The sequence below is a fragment of the Leptospira langatensis genome, from assembly GCF_004770615.1.
In the GTDB taxonomy this organism is placed as follows: domain Bacteria; phylum Spirochaetota; class Leptospiria; order Leptospirales; family Leptospiraceae; genus Leptospira_B; species Leptospira_B langatensis.
On record NZ_RQER01000010.1, the window covers coordinates 230,622 to 247,287 of the forward strand.

The window sequence follows — 16,666 nt, forward strand, 5'->3', positions numbered from 1 at the left end:
ATCTGATTAAAATTCTAACTTCACTTGGGGCAGGACTTGTCTTGCCGCCTCTACTTGAGAGGGTTTCAATCCTGTTTCCTTGAGGATGATCATTCTGAGTTTGGGATGATTTGCCAGAGAGCTTAGGTTCTTAGGCATGGATACGATCTTGCGATTACGAGCCAAATCCAAGACTTCCAAGTTTTTGATCTGGAGAACGGTTTCTACATCCGCTTCATTCCAGGAGATCTTATTCGAATCCAAATAGACAGCTTCCACTTGAGTGCCAGTCAATTGAAGGGGAATGCTCTCGAAGTCGTTATTCCCCGCAAAGAAAAATTTCAATTTAGGGAGCTTCTGAAAGGAAGCGGGAAGCTTATCGATATCGTTCCCATAAATATTCAAATATTCTAAATTACTCCAATCTCCGGTATTTTCCGGAAGAGAGGTGAGCTCGTTCATCCTCAGGTCCAGCCATTTAAGATTGGGGAAGGTGAAAAGCACCGGAGGAACCTGGCCCATCTGCCCGAGACCAAGATCCAACTTGTCTATGATAGTAGGATTCTCTGCGGCAGTCGCTAGGATCTCTTGTGGAGATCTTCTGCAGTCAGCAGAAAAAACATAGAGAAGGATAAGAAGAGGAAATAACTGCTTTTTACTGAACATTATTTGAAAACTTCCCTGAGTCCGGATTCGTAAGGCTCTCTCAATTGAGATTCGCTCAATCGGATCCCGTATTCTTGGATGGAGAGTTCCGGAGTTTCTTCTACGCTTCCGATAGAATGGAATTCTAATCCTTTGGATTGAACGAAATTGCGAATGCCTTCTTCATACTTAGACTCATAGCCGATGAGTACACTGGCGGAGCTTTCTCCAAAAAGAGTTAGGTCCTTTCTGGATTGGCGGATCGCCTCCAGGCTGGCCTTGATCCCGAAACCGGAAAGAAGTACTAATTTTGCCAGGGCAAGAGCGATCCCACCTAAGGACAGATCTTTCGCGAAGGAAAGTTCTCCTTTCTTTCTGAGAGCGACCAATGTTTCTAAAAGGGATTTTTCGTCGGAGAGTTCCAACGGAGGGATCTCTCCTTGTACTGTTCCTAAAAAGATCTTTTGGAACTCGCTCCCTCCCAGACTAGGACGGAACTTTCCGATCAGTGCGACTTTCAGTCCCGCTTTCTTAGGAGCAGCCCAGACTACTTCGTTTTTATTCTCCAAGATCCCCACCATTCCTATCGTAGGAGTAGGAAAGATCGGTCCCTCAGGAGATTCGTTATAGAAGGAAACATTTCCTCCGGTTACCGGAAGTCCCAGATACCTGCAAGCGTCTCCCATCCCTCTAACACATTCGGAAAACATATAATAGTTTTCCGGAATATACGGATTCGCAAAGTTCAGGTTATTTGTGACGCCTAAAGGTTCCGCTCCTGTGACTGCCACATTCCTGGCCGCCTCGCATACCGCATATGCTGCGCCTTTATACGGATCCAAATAAGTAAATCTGGAATTGCAATCGGTTGCGGTAGCCAAAGCCATGTTCGTATTCGGGATGGCGGATAGGCCTCCGTCGGCTCCCGGCCCTATGAGCTTAACCAAGCCTACTTCGGTATCATATTGCTCTATGATCGGCTTACGAGAGGAAATATTCCAAGAACTCAATAGTTTGAGAAGGGTAGGCCCTAGTTTTCCTTCTTCCAGATCGGAAGAAGAGTCTGAATTCCAATTTGCTACCTTGTCCAGATATTCGGGACGTTTGGTGTCTCGAACATAACGAGGAGCTCCTCCTCCAAGAACGAGGCACTCTGCAGGGATCTTTGCTTTCAAGTTCCCATCTTTATAAACTTCTAGGAGACCGGTGTCTGTGACCTCTCCGATCTGGACCGCGTTTAGATTCCATTTTTTGAATATAGAAACGAGCTCTTCTTCTTTTCCTTTTTGGGGAATGACTAGCATTCTTTCTTGGCTTTCGGAGAGCATCGCTTCATAAGCGTTCATTCCGGTCTCGCGGAAGGGAACAAGGTCTAGATCGATCTTCATCCCAGTCTTTCCTTTCGCGCTCATCTCGGAAGTAGCACAGGAAATTCCTGCCGCTCCCATGTCTTGGATCCCGACCAAGAGTTTCTTTTGGATGGCTTCCAAAGAAGCTTCCATCAGTAATTTTTCCATGAAAGGGTCGCCAACTTGTACGGCAGAACGTTTGGATTCGGATTCTTTCGTGAGATCCTTGGACGCAAAGGAAGCTCCGTGTATTCCGTCTCTTCCTGTGGTGGATCCTACGATAAAGACTGCGTTACCGATCTTTCCTCCGGTAGTCGCGCTTGCCATCTGGTCATGCTGCACGATCCCTACAGTCATTGCATTCACTAGGGGATTCTTAGAGAAGCATTCGTCTATGAATAGTTCTCCGCCCGAGACTGCGATCCCTAAGGAATTGCCATAGTCCCCGATCCCTTTTACTGCTCTGGATAATAAGTATTTATTGCGAGGCTCATCCGGGTTCCCGAAACGAAGAGAGTTCAAGGAGACGATCGGTCTTGCTCCCATGGTAAAGATATCTCTCATGATCCCGCCCACTCCGGTTGCGGCACCTTGGTACGGTTCCACTGCGGTTGGATGGTTATGGCTTTCTATCTTGAATACTACTGCGAGGCCTTGGCCGATATCCATGGCCCCTGCGTTCTCTTCGCCTGCTTGGGCGAGTAGTTTGTCCGATTTTGTAGGAAGTGTTTTTAACTGAAGAATAGAATTCTTGTACGAGCAATGTTCCGACCACATTGCGGAGAAGATCCCGAGTTCGGTAGAGTTCGGAACCCGGCCTAGAATTTCCTGGATCTTGGTAAATTCTTCTGACGTAAGTCCGTGTTCGAGTGCATCTTGGAGGGAAACGGATTCTTTTTCCATTACGGGACCAGTTTTTCCTGCTTAGGCCCCCCTGAAAACTATTTTAGGGAGAAGAGAGCGCTTCTGATCAGGGATTCGCCAGGCTTGATCGACTAGAAAATATGTATTTTCAGATGGATCAGCCTGGCAATGGTTCAACCGAATAACTTGTAAATGGCCATATAGAAAGGAACTGCTCCGAAAATGGCTGCCAGAACCCATTTGGTCTGGCTATGGATTTCCTTTCTGACTTTTCCCACTTCCTCTAATATCCGTCGTTCGAATTTTTCGAACAGCAATTCTGTCATAGTCTTGTTTTCAAACCTCGTCATTTTTTGAACGTATTCTTCGAGATTCTCCGTAGCCTCCTGGCCGAGTGTGGCTCTGAGTTTTTTGGATGGTCTCGGTAATATTTCTAATCCCATTCTGATCCTCCTTTCCAATTGTTTTCAAGTAATTCTGGTATTGTTTTCTGTGAAGTGCTCGAATTTTTTTGTCTATTTTTCTATTTTAGAAAAATATTTTATTCTAAAGTGAATTGGAATTTCGCGGAATATTTATTCCAAAAATTTTTCGTAGAGAAATTGTGTTTTCTTGGAATCGCTCTTTTGTTGAGAGAGTTCAGAGCGGATAGGATCGGATTTTCGGGAAAGAATGAACGAGCAGAGGATATCTATCTATAGGAAGAAGTCCATTTCGATCTTGAAATGGATCCTCTTCCTGATTATATTCAAATATTGTAATAGTTTCTTCTATAATACAGAAGAGGTCTTTTGGAATCGTCCGAGCTTGCATACATTACCCTTCCGATCACAATGGTATGGTCTCCTCCGTCTACTTGCTTTTCCAATTGGCATTCTATTCTGGATAGATTCCCTTTTAGAAAAGGAACACCATTATGCCCTAGATCGCAGCTTAACTTTTGGATCAGCTCATGTTTGTCTATTTTTCCGGAAGCAAATTGGTTCGAGAGGTCCTGTTGTTCGCCAGAGAGAATATTGATCGTGAATTGTCCCGAGGCGAGAAGTGGATCGTGACTAGAAATATTTTTTTGAAGATTGAATACTACCAGAGGAGGATCCAGGGAAAGAGAGCTAAAGCTACTCACAGTCAGACCACCGGATCTGCTGGTATCGGAATAAGTCACAACGGTAACACCGGAAGCAAAATGAGAGAGTGCGTTCTTAAATTCGTCTGGGCTCAAAGACATAAGAAGTAGATAGATTCCAGGACAGGATTTGTAAAGAGGAATTGGAGGAATTTTCCGGATTTTACAAATCCTTCTTAAAGTTTACTTTAAGCTTTGGAGATATCCGCCCAGGGTTTTTCCTTCTCCAATTGTCCTGCCAGACGGAATAGAATGTCCTCTCTGCTTCTCTTTGCGGTGAACATCATCCCGATCGGTAGGCCTAGTTTCGTTCTGGAAAGAGGAACAGACATGGACGGTTGTCCGGTTAGATTTGCCAGTTGGGTGAAAGGAGTTCTGGCCAGATTTTTTTCTACGATCTGGTCCACCATTCCTGTCGCCAAGAGTAGTTTTCCCGCGCCTATTCTGCCGATGATCTGCATTGCAATTTCTTCATATAGTTTGGGAGCGAGCTCGCCTATTTTCGCAGGAGGCTCCGCAGTCGTAGGCGTTAAGTAGAGATCATAAGATCCTAGAAAATCCTCAGCGATGTAAGCGGCTTCGTCCCAATACCGGATCGCGGATACGAATTCGCCTGCGCTTATAGCTCTTCCGAGAAGTCCTAAGATCCATGTCGTAGATTCTAGATCGCTCATCTTCACTTTTCTTCCTAGCACTTTCTCTAAGCGAGGGATCTCGGAGGCAACTTCCCCGAAATACATAGTTACATAGGACTTGGCTAGTCTCTTTCCGTCTATGTTCGGAGAGGCTTCTTCTAATTTATGCCCGAGAGATTTCAAAAGCTTCACTGTGTCGTGTAACGCGTCGATGTGATCCTGGTTTACCGGAGTCCCGATCGGCGAAGTAAACGAATAAGCGATCTTTAATTTTCCGGGGGATTTCTTTGTTTCCGAAAGATAGGTGCCTTTTTGTTTTTCCAAATGGAAAGCTTCGGAGATGCTTGTGCCGGAGACTAGATCAAAGATCGCAGCACTATCCCGGACAGTTTTTGTAAGAACATGATCCACATACGCACCTTGCCAAACTCTTCCGAGAGGATGGACTGGAACAATACCGCGACTCGGTTTTAATCCGAATAATCCGCAGTACGCTGCTGGAATTCGGATGGATCCTCCTCCGTCGGAAGCGGTTGCGATGGTGCTCATTCCCGAAGCGACTGCAGCCGCAGAACCCCCGCTGGATCCTCCCGGAGTTCTTTCCGGATCCCAAGGATTTCGAGTCGGACCATATACCTTTGGCTCGGTAATTCCCATCAAAGCAAATTCCGGAACATTCGTGGTACCTATGAAAAGAAATCCCGCCTTTCTCAATCTGGAAACGAATTCACTATCTTTTGCGGCCACGTAATTGAGTAAGGCTTTGGAACCGGAGGTGATCTTCTGTCCTTCTACCTCGTGTAACAAATTCTTAAGTAAAAGAGGGACCCCATAGAACGGACCTTTGGGGATCTTGTTAGCACGTAATTGTTCTCTTGCTTGGTCCAAGGTTTTTAGAATAACTGCGTTCAGATCGGGATTGAACCTATTGATCTTCGCTTCAGAAAAATCTAATAATTCCCTGGGCTGGACCTTCTTCTTTCGTACTAGTTCGGAGAGGCCGATCGTATCATAGGAATCGAATGAATGTTTTAAAGGGGTCATAATTACCGCCGGAGTTGAGTCTGATAGAGTTTAGGACAGGGTCGAAGGCCTTATGTTTCAGCCGAATTCCCGTATAATGGGAACTATTCTCTGTTTGAATGACTCTAAGGGACAGAGGCATAAACCTGGAGCCGCCTGGGTCAAGGATAATCCCTTGGCTGGGGGAATTTTCATTTATAGAATCCAGGGTAAAATCAATATGGGCCTTATTGGTGCGTTCGGATGAATTCCTATATACAAAAAAACAAACTCGGCTGGAAAGCCGGGCTGGCTCTGATTTTCAGTTTGAGCCTTTCCGTTCTTTCTGCCACCACTGAGATAGATCGTCAGTTCCTATCCTCCGTTAAGGAAGGCGACTTAAAGAAAGTAGAAACACTACTCACTCAAGGGGCAGGCATCGACGCCAAAGACGACGATGGTCGTACTGCTCTTATGCTCGCCGAAGGGGAGGATGTAGTAGAATTTTTGATCAAGCACGGAGCGAATATTAACGCGCAAGATGCGGATGGAAATTCGGTATTATTCTACAGATTGATCCCGATCTTAAAGGTCAAGATCCCGGACATGGACGATCTGGCCGAGGCAAAACGTTTGATCGAGTCCGGAGCTCTTGTAGAGTACATGGCAAGAAAGGGAGAGGATGCTCATCCGGTTTCTCTTTTGAACATGGCCATCCGGCACCAAAGTCTTTCACTGGTAAAATTTTTGGTAGAGAATGGAGCCAATCCGAATCACGATCCTGGTGGGATCGAAGAATATCCTCTTTTTCTCGCAGTGGGCGGGGCCTCTTCTCCTCCTAGTCTTCCGATCACAGAATTTTTGTTAGCGAACGGTTCCAAGGCAGTATTTACAAGTCGCCTCAAGGATGTTGCCACTCCCGTCGGGATAAAGCAAGTGGGCGCAAGAAACGCACTTCATTTCGCGACTGAAACTGCTCAAATGGACCTAAAGATCTTAGATGTTCTCGTAAAAGCAGGCACGAATATCAACCATAGAGATGCCGAAGGAAGAACTCCTCTCATGGAAGCTGCTCAGAGAAAGAATACTTCCGTTGCCTTGAAGCTTCTTCAACTAGGAGCGGATACTTCTTTAACGGATAATCAGGGTAAGACGGCCTTAGATCTGGCAAAAGAATTTCATCTTGATGAATTAGAGCGAGTTTTGACAGAAAAACTTTCCGCTAAACCTCAGTGACTTAAAGCTTTAGTATACAGTTATTGTATACTAACCTAATTTTCCATTATCTCGACTTTTTTCTTATTTCCTTTAACAGTTGTAAGGTTGTCACGGAGATAGGTCGTCATATTAACGCTATATAGGCGAAAATAGCGTTAATGCGGTTTTCATTTCCGGATAGATTAAAATTTCCTTCCGAAGATTCGGGTTTAAAATCTAAAGGCAAAGCTTTAGGTCAATTCTTCACGCCCAAATCTCTGGTGAGACCTATGCTAGATTGGGTTTCCGAGAGGGAAGGATTCTTTGACAAATGCAATATCAAAGTCTTGGATCCCGGCACGGGCAAGGGGATCTTCTTTGAGGAATTTCATCGCCTATTTCCTGACTTGCGTTCGCAATTCTTCGGGTGGGAGATCGATCCCGAACTCTACGAAGAATGTTCAAAAAATCTACAAGCCTCCGGGATCTCTTCAGAGGATCTCTTTCTGCATAGAGAGGATTTTCTGCAAGCAGAACCGAAAGAACTTTTTGACGCGATCTTGTGCAATCCTCCGTATCTTCGTTTAAGTCATTCTAAATTAGGAAAGAAATTTATAGAAGGATTCGAAGAGCAGATCCAAGCAGAGATTCCTGGGACCGCAAATCTGTATGTATTCTTTTTACTTCGTATACTAAAACTCTTAAGTCCTGGCGGAAGAGCTTCTGTGTTAGTTCCGTTCGAATTCTTAAATGCAGGGTATGGCGTTCCGATCAAAAAAGCCATCACCGATTCTGGACTATTGCGTCGTATACTGATCCTAGATTCTTCCTGGTCTTTATTCTCTGGCGCAGTAACTTCTTCTTGTATACTGTTTCTTGAAAATTCGGTCCAACAGGAAGAAGGATTTCTTTGGTCAAGGACGGACGCTTCCTTTAAGGACAGAGAAAGTATCCGTCTAATAGATCTGAAGTGGAAGAAAATCCGACTCGGTGCCGAAACCAAATGGACGAGACTTCTGCAAGAAAGTACAGACGAACCTGAAAATATAAAAAATGATGATAAAAATTCACCTAACAATAATTATGTGACTATGTCTAAAGGAGAGCGTCCCGGTTGGGTCCCCATCAAAGAGTTTGGAAGTTTCAGAAGGGGAATCGCGACTGGGGACAATCGTTACTTCCTTCTTTCTGAAAAGGACGTAGCTAATCTTTCCATCCCTCATTCTTTTCTCAGATCTTCCATTCCTAAGGCTCAGTATGCACTTTCTCCATTTTTCACGGGTGACGATTGGGACATTCTGAAATCCCAGGGAGCGAAAGTTTGGCTTCTGGATGCTAAGGAAGTACCTAAGGGAGAGCAATCGAGAGGGATCAATCTCTATCTGGAAGAAGGAGTTAAGAGAGGAGTTCCTACTCGTTTCCTTCCTTCTAAAAGAAAGCCATGGCACTCTCAGGAAAATCGACGACCCTGCAAGATCTTGGCTACTTCCTTTCATAGACAAGAGGTCAGATTCGTATTCAATCAAAGTCCCGCAGTGCACCTTACATGTTTTCACGGATTTTCCTCTAAACCGGAGTATTCCCATTTTGAGGAATTCCTATTTGCCTATCTGATCACTCCTCATGTCAGAAAGGAATTGGAGTCCAGAACTAGAGAATATGCGCAAGGACTCAGAAAGGTGGAACCCGGAGATCTGAATTCCTTGATCGTACCTGATTTCAGAAAACTAAAAGAGTCCGAAAAAGATAAGATAGAGAAATTACTACAGAACTATAGAACGATGATCCGACCTTGGACTCCAGGTAGAAGGCAAAAAGGGGAAAAGAGGATTAAAAATCCCGAAGAAGAGGCCACTCTAAAAAAGATAGAGCAGGAATTCTTCCTCGGGATCTGAGTAGAGTTACTTTAAGTTTTTATAAAGTTTATCCAAGAGTCGGACTAGGTCCTTCTTTTCCGGTTCGGAAAATCCCTTGTATAGACCCGCTAATAAAGATCTGGAAATACCTAACATCACCGGGCGTATGGAGTAAGCCTTGCGGGTGAGCTGAAGGTTTACGATCCTTTGGTCTTGTCCGTCTTTCACTCTTTCCACATAACCTAGGTCCTGAAGCTTGTCCACTAAGGCCGTCAAAGTGGATTTGTCGCGATCTATCATTCTCGCGATCTCCTGCATAGGGACCTTTTTGGACATTGCCAGAGCAAAAAGAATATCTGCATGGGTAGTGGTGAGCTGGCCCAGGCCCTTATCTTTTAACTCGGAGTTCAGTCTTCTGTGAAATTCATCTCTAATTCTGGAAATAAGATATATAATTGTACGAGGATTCATTGTTACCCACTTTCACTTGCCGATTAAGCGAATTGGTACAAATAGATAACTTCTCCTACTGCCGCAGCCTTAGGAGCACCCACTACCTCGAAACTCAATTTTAGGGTCATTCTTGCGGTACCCTTTAGATCCTTGAGTTCAACCAACTCCGCTTTTAATTGGAGTTTCGAGCCTACCTTGACAGGATCCAAGAAACGGAGCTTTTCCATTCCATAATTGATCCCCATCTTGATATTCTTTAGTTCCAAGATCTGACTGAGCAGATAAGGAGCCATAGAGAGTGTCAAATATCCGTGGGCAATTGTAGTCCCGAAAGGGGATTCCTTGGCTGCTCTGGCAGGATCGGTGTGGATCCATTGATGATCCAAAGTGGCATCTGCAAATTTATCGATCTGGGCCTGAGTGATCTCGTGAGGTTCGGAAACTCCCAACACTTTCCCTTCATAGGCTTGTAGTTCTGCAAAACTGGAGATAACTAGTTTAGGCATTATGATTCTTCCCTTCCGGATGGGCCGGATTTCTGTATGGTTTTAGAGTAACCGGTTAAATAGTTTTGTCACCAACTTTTTGGCAAAAAGTAGAACGACTGTTCTGTTTACCGGTAAAATTAATTCGATTTCGGATACTTCTTAAATCATATCCTGACTTTTTCGCTTTTATATTAATTAGTAATACATACGAACAATCCACAACTTGCTCGTTTTATTTTACGAAAATATAAAGTCCTTAGTTTGTTTTTCCTGAAAAGTAAAAAAAGAAAAGAGGAAGTGAATGGTACTTTATGAAAAGGTAACATACGTTATACACACAAGCGAACGATATCGCAAGAGTTTAGAACGTTCGTTCTGTTTTTAGTATATGTTCATTCCCTTTTTTAAAAACGTTGTTGAAAGGCATTCTCAGTTTGAAGAGCGAAGCGGCTTTTTGCTTCTTCTGGTTTCCGAATTTCGAAAAAGAGAAAAGTTTCTAGATCCGGGAAAAAATCCAAAATCAAAAATAATAGAATCCGGTCTTCCTCTCGCGTAAAAGGGCAGCGTTTGGGATTTTAGATTGACATAGTCGCCTGTGCGGGTTTCGATAGAAGTCAGATATGGGAAGTTCGCCAGAGCATCTAGGCCCCCTTCTGATCCAATTCCTACTGGGAGTAGGTTTCTCCGCTCTCATACTCGGTCTTGCCTTTCTCCTAAATCCTAAAAAAAGATCCAAACCCCATGATACCTTCGAATGCGGAGTGCCGTATTACGGGGATGCCAAGGGACTTTTTAATATAAAGTTCTACTTGGTTGCGGTGCTTTTCATACTTTTCGATATCGAAGCCATTTTTCTTTTCCCATACGCAGTGAATTTGAGATCATTTAAGGAAGCGGGACTCGGGAGTTTCCTTCTGATCGAGATGTTCGTATTCTTATTCACCCTGATCGTGGGATTATATTATATTCGGAAGAAAGGAGCTTTGGAATGGGATTGAACGAGCAACTCAGCCAGCCGGGGACCTCCTACGGAGATTCCTTTCAAATTGCGAGTGTAGACTCTGTCATCAACTGGGGCAGGAGTTTTTCTCTCTGGCCTTATCCGTTTGCGACCGCATGTTGCGGAATAGAATACATGAGTACTTCTTGTGCGGACTATGATATCGCAAGATTCGGAGCGGAGAGACCTTCTTTTTCTCCCAGACAGGCGGACATGATCCTGGTTTTAGGGACCATCACTTACAAGATGGCGCCCGTTCTGAGAGAGATCTACGATCAGCTCTCGGAGCCTAAATTTGTGATCAGCTACGGAGCTTGCGCTTCTTCCGGGGGAATGTTCCACGCATACTCCGTTTTGCAGGGGATCGACAGGATCCTTCCTGTGGATCTATATGTTCCAGGTTGTCCTCCAAGGCCGGAAGCGCTATTAGATGCTGTAGTCAAACTGCAAGAAAAAGTAAAAACGCAAGGCTTGGAAGCCAGAAGGCAAGAAGTCATGGATAAGATCCGGGAAATGAACGAAAGAAACAAACCCCTGGTCGTCAGATGAAAGAAACAGTCCAGAGTTTCCTAAAAGACAAGTTTCCTCATTTTATCTCCAAGGAAGAAGAGCTCCATTCCAATCTTCCTATTTTCTTCCTGAAACCGGAGGGGATCGTTCCGGTCCTCTCCGCTTTGAAAACGGCTCCCGATATCGAACTGAATTATCTGAACGATCTTACCGCTATCGATTGGTTGGGCAAGAAGTCTCCTCGCTTCGAGGTATGTTATCTTCTCCGCTCCGGAAACAAATCCTCCACAAGAGTACAATTCAGAGTAGGGTTGGAGGATGGAGAGGAAGTTCCGAGCATACTCGGTATTTTTAAAGGTGCAAACTGGCCGGAAAGGGAAGTATACGATCTTTTCGGGATCCGTTTCACGGGTCATCCTCGAATGGATCGACTCATTATGCCGGATAATTTCCAAGGGCATCCATTACGAAAAGATTATCCTTTAGAAGGTTTCGGCCAGGATTATCTGGTAGAGGACCTTCTCACCATCCATTTGAAAGAGGATATGGAGGACCAATTATGACGGCTATGTACGAAAAAACGGCCGAGCATTTCAGCCTCAAGCAGAGAAAATTGCCGGAAGGCCATCTGCTTGTGAACCTGGGTCCCTCTCACCCTTCTACCCATGGGATCCTGCAGAATGTGATCCAGCTGGATGGAGAGAGAGTCGTAGATGCAGAGTCTGTGATCGGTTATGTGCATCGCAGCTTTGAGAAATTAGGCGAACGTTATACTTATAATCAGTTCCTGGTCTGTACCGACAGGATGAATTACGTATCCACTCCTTTGAACAATATAGGTTGGATCCTTGCAGTAGAGAAGATGCTTGGCATTGAAGTCCCGGACAAGGTGACCTATGTGAGAATGATCGTGTCCGAACTTTCTCGTACCATGGATCATATTATTTGTAACGGGATTCTGGGTGTGGATCTTGGCGCATTCTCCGGGATGTTGCACTTATTCCATCATAGAGAGAATATCTACCAAGTTCTGGAAAAGCTCACGGGCGCCAGGTTGACCACTACCTTTTGCCGTGTAGGCGGTTTGGAAAAAGATATTTATCCGGAATTCGAGAAGGATGTGAAGACCATTATCAAAGGACTTCGTCCTGCGATCGAGGAGTTCCAGGATCTTCTCGTAAACAATCGGATCTTCATGGATCGCACTGATGGGATCGGCGGTATCTCTGCGGAAGATGCGATCGCTTACGGTTATTCCGGTCCGAACCTGAGGGCCGCTGGAGTTCCTTGGGATATTCGCAAGGACGATCCGTATATGTTCTACGACAAGGTGGACTTCGATGTTCCTGTGGGCGAGGACGGTTCCGTTCTTCACAGGACTCTAGTTCGTATGGAAGAGATGAGACAGTCTCTACGGATCGTAGAGCAGTTGATCAACGGACTTCCAACAGGCGCTCATCATGCGGACATCCCTCATATCTATCTGCCTGAGAAATCAAAAGTGTATCATAATATGGAAGAGTTGATCTACCATTTCAAATTGATCATGCACGGGATCAAGGTCCCTCCTGGCGAGTACTATATGGCTACCGAGGCTGCCAATGGAGAGCTTGGTTTCTACATCGTTTCCGAAGGAGAAAAGTCTCCTTGGAGAGTGCATGTGCGCAGGCCTTGTTTCTGGTTTTATCAGTCCTTTCCTGAATTAGTAAAGGGTTCTCTTCTCGCGGATACGGTCGCTACCATGAGCTCCATGAATGTGATCGCAGGGGAGCTGGATTGCTGATGTCGTATCGTTTTTCTCCCGAATCCGAATCTCGTTTAAACAAACTCCTAGAAATGTTCCCTGATAAGAGAAGTGTCATTCTTCCCGGACTGTACCTTCTCCAAAGAGAATTGGGATACGTGGACAGAGAAGGAATGGAGGCTCTGGCTGAAAAGATAGGCTCTCCTATTTCTCTCGCACAAGTATACGGGGTAGCCACCTTCTATACTCTCTATAATAAGAAGCCGGTGGGCAAGTTCCATATCCAGATCTGCGGCACTTCTAGTTGCTATATGAGAGGGAATGATAAGATCGAAAAGCATCTCTGCTCTAAGCTCGGGATAGAACTGGGTGAGACTACTCCGGATAAAAAATTCACTTTGGAAGAAGTGGAATGCTTGGGAGCCTGCGGATACGCTCCCATGGTACAGATCAACGACGCATATTATGAAAATCTAACGTTTGAAAAGATGGATCAAATCCTGAAGGATCTGAATTAGGAGGAATACGATGGCCGAAATGAAAATCCTCACCAAATATATAGACGATCCTCGCTCGAACGAATTGGAATTCTATGAATCCGTTCACGGATACGACGGGATGAAGAAAGCCTTGCAAATGGCTCCCGAAGAGATCGTGGATGTGGTCAAGAAATCCGGGCTCAGAGGCAGGGGAGGCGCAGGCTTTCCTACCGGTCTGAAATGGTCCTTTATTCCGAAGGATATCCCTAAACCGAAATATCTCATCTGCAATGCGGACGAGGGAGAGCCTGGTACATTCAAAGATCGTAAACTGATCGAGAACCTTCCCCACCAGATCATTGAGGGAATGGTCATCGGCGCCAAGGCGATCGGTGCGAACAAAGGCTTCTTTTACATTCGTGGAGAATTCAATAAGGGAATCGATTCCATGCAGAAGGCAATCGACGAGGCCTATGCAAAAGGATATCTGGGAAAGAATATCCTGGGTAGCGGATTCGACTTTGATCTGGTCTTATATGCCGGAGCAGGCGCTTATATCTGCGGAGAAGAAACAGCACTCATCAATTCTTTGGAAGGCCGTAGGGGCCATCCAAGATTAAAGCCTCCTTTTCCTGCGGTTTCCGGTCTCTACCGTTGTCCTACCGTGGTGAATAACGTGGAAACTTTTTCTACAGTTCCTCATATCATCGATAAGGGGGCAGATTGGTATTCCAAGATCGGAACGGAGAAATCCCCTGGAACCCGTCTGTTCTCCGTTTCTGGCCATGTGAAACGTCCAGGAGTGTACGAGATCCCTCTGGGAACTCCTCTCATGGATCTGATCAACGATCTTTGCGGTGGAATGTTGGATGATATGCCTTTGAAGGCTGTTATCCCTGGCGGTTCTTCTGTTCCTATCCTAACTGCAGAAGAATGTAAAACTGCGAATATGGACTTCGAATCCATGGCGGCTCATAAGACCATGCTTGGCTCCGGTGCGGTGATCGTGATCGGAGAAGGAACGGATCTTGTAGAGACCACCTATCGTTTTGCTAGATTCTATGCTCACGAGTCCTGCGGACAATGCACTCCTTGCAGAGAAGGGACTCATTGGGTACGAGACCTTCTTCATAAGATCAGAGAGGGAGAAGGTACTAGCGCTGATCTAGAGCTGATCCTTTCCTTATCCAGGAATATGGAAGGAGGGACTACGATCTGTCCTCTTTCGGACGCTTGCGTGGGCGCGGTCCGTCCTACGATCCTGAAGTTCAAGCATGAGTTCGAGGCAAGATTGAAAGACAAGGCCGCTCAGCCTGCGGCAACCGGGGTTTAAAGAATGGATTGGCATTTGGTTCTACTCTGGCTTCTCAAGAGTGTTCTATTCTTCTTCGTTTTTATCACTGCTTGCGCCTACTATACATTAGCAGAACGTAAAGTAGCCGGTTATATCCAGGATAGAAAAGGCCCGAACCGTGCGGGTCCTTTCGGTTTGTTGCAGCCTCTTGCAGACGGGATCAAATTCCTTACAAAGGAAGAGATCTTTCCTAAGAATGTGAATAAGATCATGTATTTGATCGCTCCCGGGATCTCCATGACCTGTGCGATCATGGCCTGGGCAGTGGTTCCTTTAGGAGGTTCCATCGTTTTACCGGAATGGCTTTCGAAAGAGATCGGTTTTTCTACTTTGGATCTTCAGATCGCAAATCCGGATACTGGGATCCTGTTCCTATTTGCGATCTCTAGTCTTTCCGTATATGGGATCATTCTTGCGGGTTGGTCCAGTAATAATAAATATTCTTTGATCGGTGGGATCCGCTCTACGGCTCAGATGATCAGCTATGAGCTTCCTTTGGGAATGTCCGTTGCGGCTATCGTGATCCTGACAGGTTCTTTGAAGCTCACGGATATCAACGATGCACAGATCGGACTTTGGAATATATTCAAACTTCCGGGGTTTATCGCATTCTGTGTGTTTGTAGTCGCCATGTTCGCAGAGACGAATCGCTTGCCTTTCGACTTAGCGGAAGCAGAATCCGAGTTGGTTGTAGGATTTCACACGGAATACGGAGCCTTTAAATTCGCACTCTTCTTCATTGCGGAATACATGAATATGATCACTATGAGTTGTGTGGTGACCCTGCTATTTTTCGGAGGATATCATCTTCCTTTCGGTTGGTTGGCAGGCTCCGCATGGCAGGCTTGGGCCGGTCTCGGACTGTTTATGGTAAAGGTTCTTTTCTTCGCATTCTTATTCATGTGGGTAAGATGGACTCTGCCTAGATTCCGCTACGACCAATTGATGACCATCGGTTGGAAGAAAATGATCCCTTGGGCGGTTGCCAATATCGTGATCGCGAGCCTATACGTAGGATTGGATGGTTTCTGGAAATGGTAGGAGTATTCGATAATCCTCAGCTTCTTCTCTTCTTTATTTTTGGAGGAGTGCTGATCGCAGGCGCTCTGGGAGTAGTATTCCATCCGAATCCGATCAGCTCCGCTATCCTTCTTGTGCTTACTTTTTTTGCGTTAGCCGGGATCTATGCCGTGATCGGTTCCATTTTTGTGGCTACCATGCAAGTGCTCGTATATGCGGGTGCTATTATGGTGCTCGTTGTATTCGTTCTAATGCTTCTTTCCTTGCATGAAGAAGGGATCACTAAGCTTTGGAACCATCCTTTCAAGAAAGTGTTGGTCTTAGTGGTGGTGGTTCTTTTAGGAGTGGTGTTGGTTAACGCGGTAAGAGAAGGAATTCCGAACACGGATCTTTCTCCTAAAGGTTATTCCAGTTCGGGTACCTATGAGTATCCTCTTACTCAAGCGGGTGAGGAAGGCAAGAAACCTGTATTTGCGGAAGGGAATACTGCGGTTGTGGGAACTTCTATGTTCTTGGACTATCTTCTTCCCTTTGAGATCGTATCCATCCTATTGCTCGCGGCCGTACTCGGCGCAGTTATATTAGGAAAGAAGAATTTAGGTAAAAAATCCGGAGAAGGAGACGTATGAATCCTGGAGTTCTAAAACCGATGATCGCCGGTATTCCCGTCGAATACTTGCTCATTCTCGCTTGCATTGTCTTCTCGATCGGAGTGGCCGGAGTTCTTTTTAGAAGAAGCGCGGTAGTGATCTTTATGTGCATAGAGCTCATGTTGAATTCCGTGAATCTGGTCTTTGTGGTCTTTTCCAAGTCCTTGCAACAAGTGCAAGGAGAAGTGGCCGTATTCTTCGTAATGGCGATCGCCGCCGCAGAAGCTGCGATCGGTTTAGCACTGGTAGTCGCGATTCATAGAAAGAAGAAGACCAGTTTCGTGGACGAAATGAACTTAATGAAATGGTAATCTA

General features: G+C 45.3%; 18 protein-coding genes. 11 read left to right on the forward strand and 7 right to left on the reverse strand.

Annotated features, from left to right (window positions below; genetic code table 11):
• Positions 1-6: 6 nt before the first annotated feature.
• The 5 genes from EHO57_RS15360 to EHO57_RS15380 form a co-directional block, all read right to left on the reverse strand.
• A complete protein-coding gene (locus EHO57_RS15360; RefSeq protein WP_135645853.1) occupies positions 7-645 on the reverse strand; it encodes a leucine-rich repeat domain-containing protein in 639 nt (212 codons plus the stop codon).
• The gene (gene purL, locus EHO57_RS15365) at positions 645-2,876 is read right to left on the reverse strand and encodes a phosphoribosylformylglycinamidine synthase subunit PurL (RefSeq protein ID WP_135645852.1); all 2,232 of its coding nucleotides are present in this window, start codon (positions 2,874-2,876) and stop codon (positions 645-647) included. Before purL ends, EHO57_RS15360 begins: the two co-directional genes overlap by 1 nt.
• A 134-nt stretch (positions 2,877-3,010) precedes the next feature.
• Entirely contained in the window at positions 3,011-3,280 is a 270-nt protein-coding gene (locus EHO57_RS15370) for an LA_3696 family protein (protein ID WP_135645851.1), read from the reverse strand.
• A gap of 305 nt (positions 3,281-3,585) precedes the next feature.
• Positions 3,586-4,065: a flavin reductase family protein gene (locus tag EHO57_RS15375; protein WP_135645850.1), complete on the reverse strand. Its 480-nt coding sequence runs from the start codon at positions 4,063-4,065 to the stop codon at positions 3,586-3,588.
• Between the two features lie 86 nt (positions 4,066-4,151).
• Complete coding sequence (locus EHO57_RS15380) at positions 4,152-5,642, reverse strand: amidase (protein ID WP_135645849.1); 1,491 nt, start codon at positions 5,640-5,642, stop codon at positions 4,152-4,154.
• A 222-nt stretch (positions 5,643-5,864) separates the two neighbouring features.
• Between EHO57_RS15380 and EHO57_RS15385 the strand changes: the two genes are divergently transcribed.
• Together EHO57_RS15385 and EHO57_RS15390 are read left to right on the forward strand one after the other, a co-directional pair.
• On the forward strand, positions 5,865-6,836 hold the full coding sequence (locus tag EHO57_RS15385; protein WP_135698426.1) for an ankyrin repeat domain-containing protein: 972 nt from the start codon (positions 5,865-5,867) through the stop codon (positions 6,834-6,836).
• 140 nt (positions 6,837-6,976) lie between these two features.
• Positions 6,977-8,692, forward strand: coding sequence for an HsdM family class I SAM-dependent methyltransferase (locus EHO57_RS15390; protein ID WP_135645847.1), 1,716 nt, complete (start codon positions 6,977-6,979; stop codon positions 8,690-8,692).
• A 6-nt stretch (positions 8,693-8,698) separates the two neighbouring features.
• Here the strand turns inward: EHO57_RS15390 and EHO57_RS15395 are convergent, their stop codons facing one another.
• A complete protein-coding gene (locus tag EHO57_RS15395; RefSeq protein WP_135645846.1) occupies positions 8,699-9,124 on the reverse strand; it encodes a MarR family winged helix-turn-helix transcriptional regulator in 426 nt (141 codons plus the stop codon).
• Between the two features lie 23 nt (positions 9,125-9,147).
• On the reverse strand, positions 9,148-9,612 hold the full coding sequence (locus tag EHO57_RS15400) for a MaoC family dehydratase (RefSeq protein WP_135645845.1): 465 nt from the start codon (positions 9,610-9,612) through the stop codon (positions 9,148-9,150).
• Positions 9,613-10,214: 602 nt separating this feature from the next.
• On the opposite strand from EHO57_RS15400, the gene EHO57_RS15405 reads away from it, so the two are divergent.
• From EHO57_RS15405 to nuoK, 9 genes are read left to right on the forward strand one after another with little or no spacing between them, the layout of a single operon-like run.
• Positions 10,215-10,592: an NADH-quinone oxidoreductase subunit A gene (locus tag EHO57_RS15405; protein WP_135645844.1), complete on the forward strand. Its 378-nt coding sequence runs from the start codon at positions 10,215-10,217 to the stop codon at positions 10,590-10,592.
• Positions 10,583-11,143: an NADH-quinone oxidoreductase subunit B gene (locus EHO57_RS15410; RefSeq protein WP_135645843.1), complete on the forward strand. Its 561-nt coding sequence runs from the start codon at positions 10,583-10,585 to the stop codon at positions 11,141-11,143. The genes EHO57_RS15405 and EHO57_RS15410 overlap by 10 nt, the downstream gene beginning before the upstream one ends.
• Entirely contained in the window at positions 11,140-11,667 is a 528-nt protein-coding gene (locus EHO57_RS15415; protein WP_135645842.1) for an NADH-quinone oxidoreductase subunit C, read from the forward strand. Before EHO57_RS15410 ends, EHO57_RS15415 begins: the two co-directional genes overlap by 4 nt.
• Positions 11,668-11,672: 5 nt before the next feature.
• The gene (locus tag EHO57_RS15420) at positions 11,673-12,887 is read left to right on the forward strand and encodes an NADH-quinone oxidoreductase subunit D (RefSeq protein ID WP_135645841.1); all 1,215 of its coding nucleotides are present in this window, start codon (positions 11,673-11,675) and stop codon (positions 12,885-12,887) included.
• Positions 12,887-13,366: an NADH-quinone oxidoreductase subunit NuoE family protein gene (locus tag EHO57_RS15425; protein ID WP_135645840.1), complete on the forward strand. Its 480-nt coding sequence runs from the start codon at positions 12,887-12,889 to the stop codon at positions 13,364-13,366. The genes EHO57_RS15420 and EHO57_RS15425 overlap by 1 nt, the downstream gene beginning before the upstream one ends.
• Before the next feature lie 10 nt (positions 13,367-13,376).
• Positions 13,377-14,660, forward strand: coding sequence for an NADH-quinone oxidoreductase subunit NuoF (gene nuoF / locus EHO57_RS15430; protein ID WP_135645839.1), 1,284 nt, complete (start codon positions 13,377-13,379; stop codon positions 14,658-14,660).
• 3 nt (positions 14,661-14,663) lie between these two features.
• Positions 14,664-15,722, forward strand: a complete 1,059-nt coding sequence (gene nuoH, locus EHO57_RS15435) for an NADH-quinone oxidoreductase subunit NuoH (protein ID WP_135645838.1) — start codon at positions 14,664-14,666, stop codon at positions 15,720-15,722.
• A complete protein-coding gene (locus EHO57_RS15440) occupies positions 15,716-16,330 on the forward strand; it encodes an NADH-quinone oxidoreductase subunit J family protein (RefSeq protein ID WP_135645837.1) in 615 nt (204 codons plus the stop codon). Before nuoH ends, EHO57_RS15440 begins: the two co-directional genes overlap by 7 nt.
• Complete coding sequence (gene nuoK / locus EHO57_RS15445) at positions 16,327-16,662, forward strand: NADH-quinone oxidoreductase subunit NuoK (protein ID WP_135645836.1); 336 nt, start codon at positions 16,327-16,329, stop codon at positions 16,660-16,662. The genes EHO57_RS15440 and nuoK overlap by 4 nt, the downstream gene beginning before the upstream one ends.
• Positions 16,663-16,666: the final 4 nt, after the last annotated feature.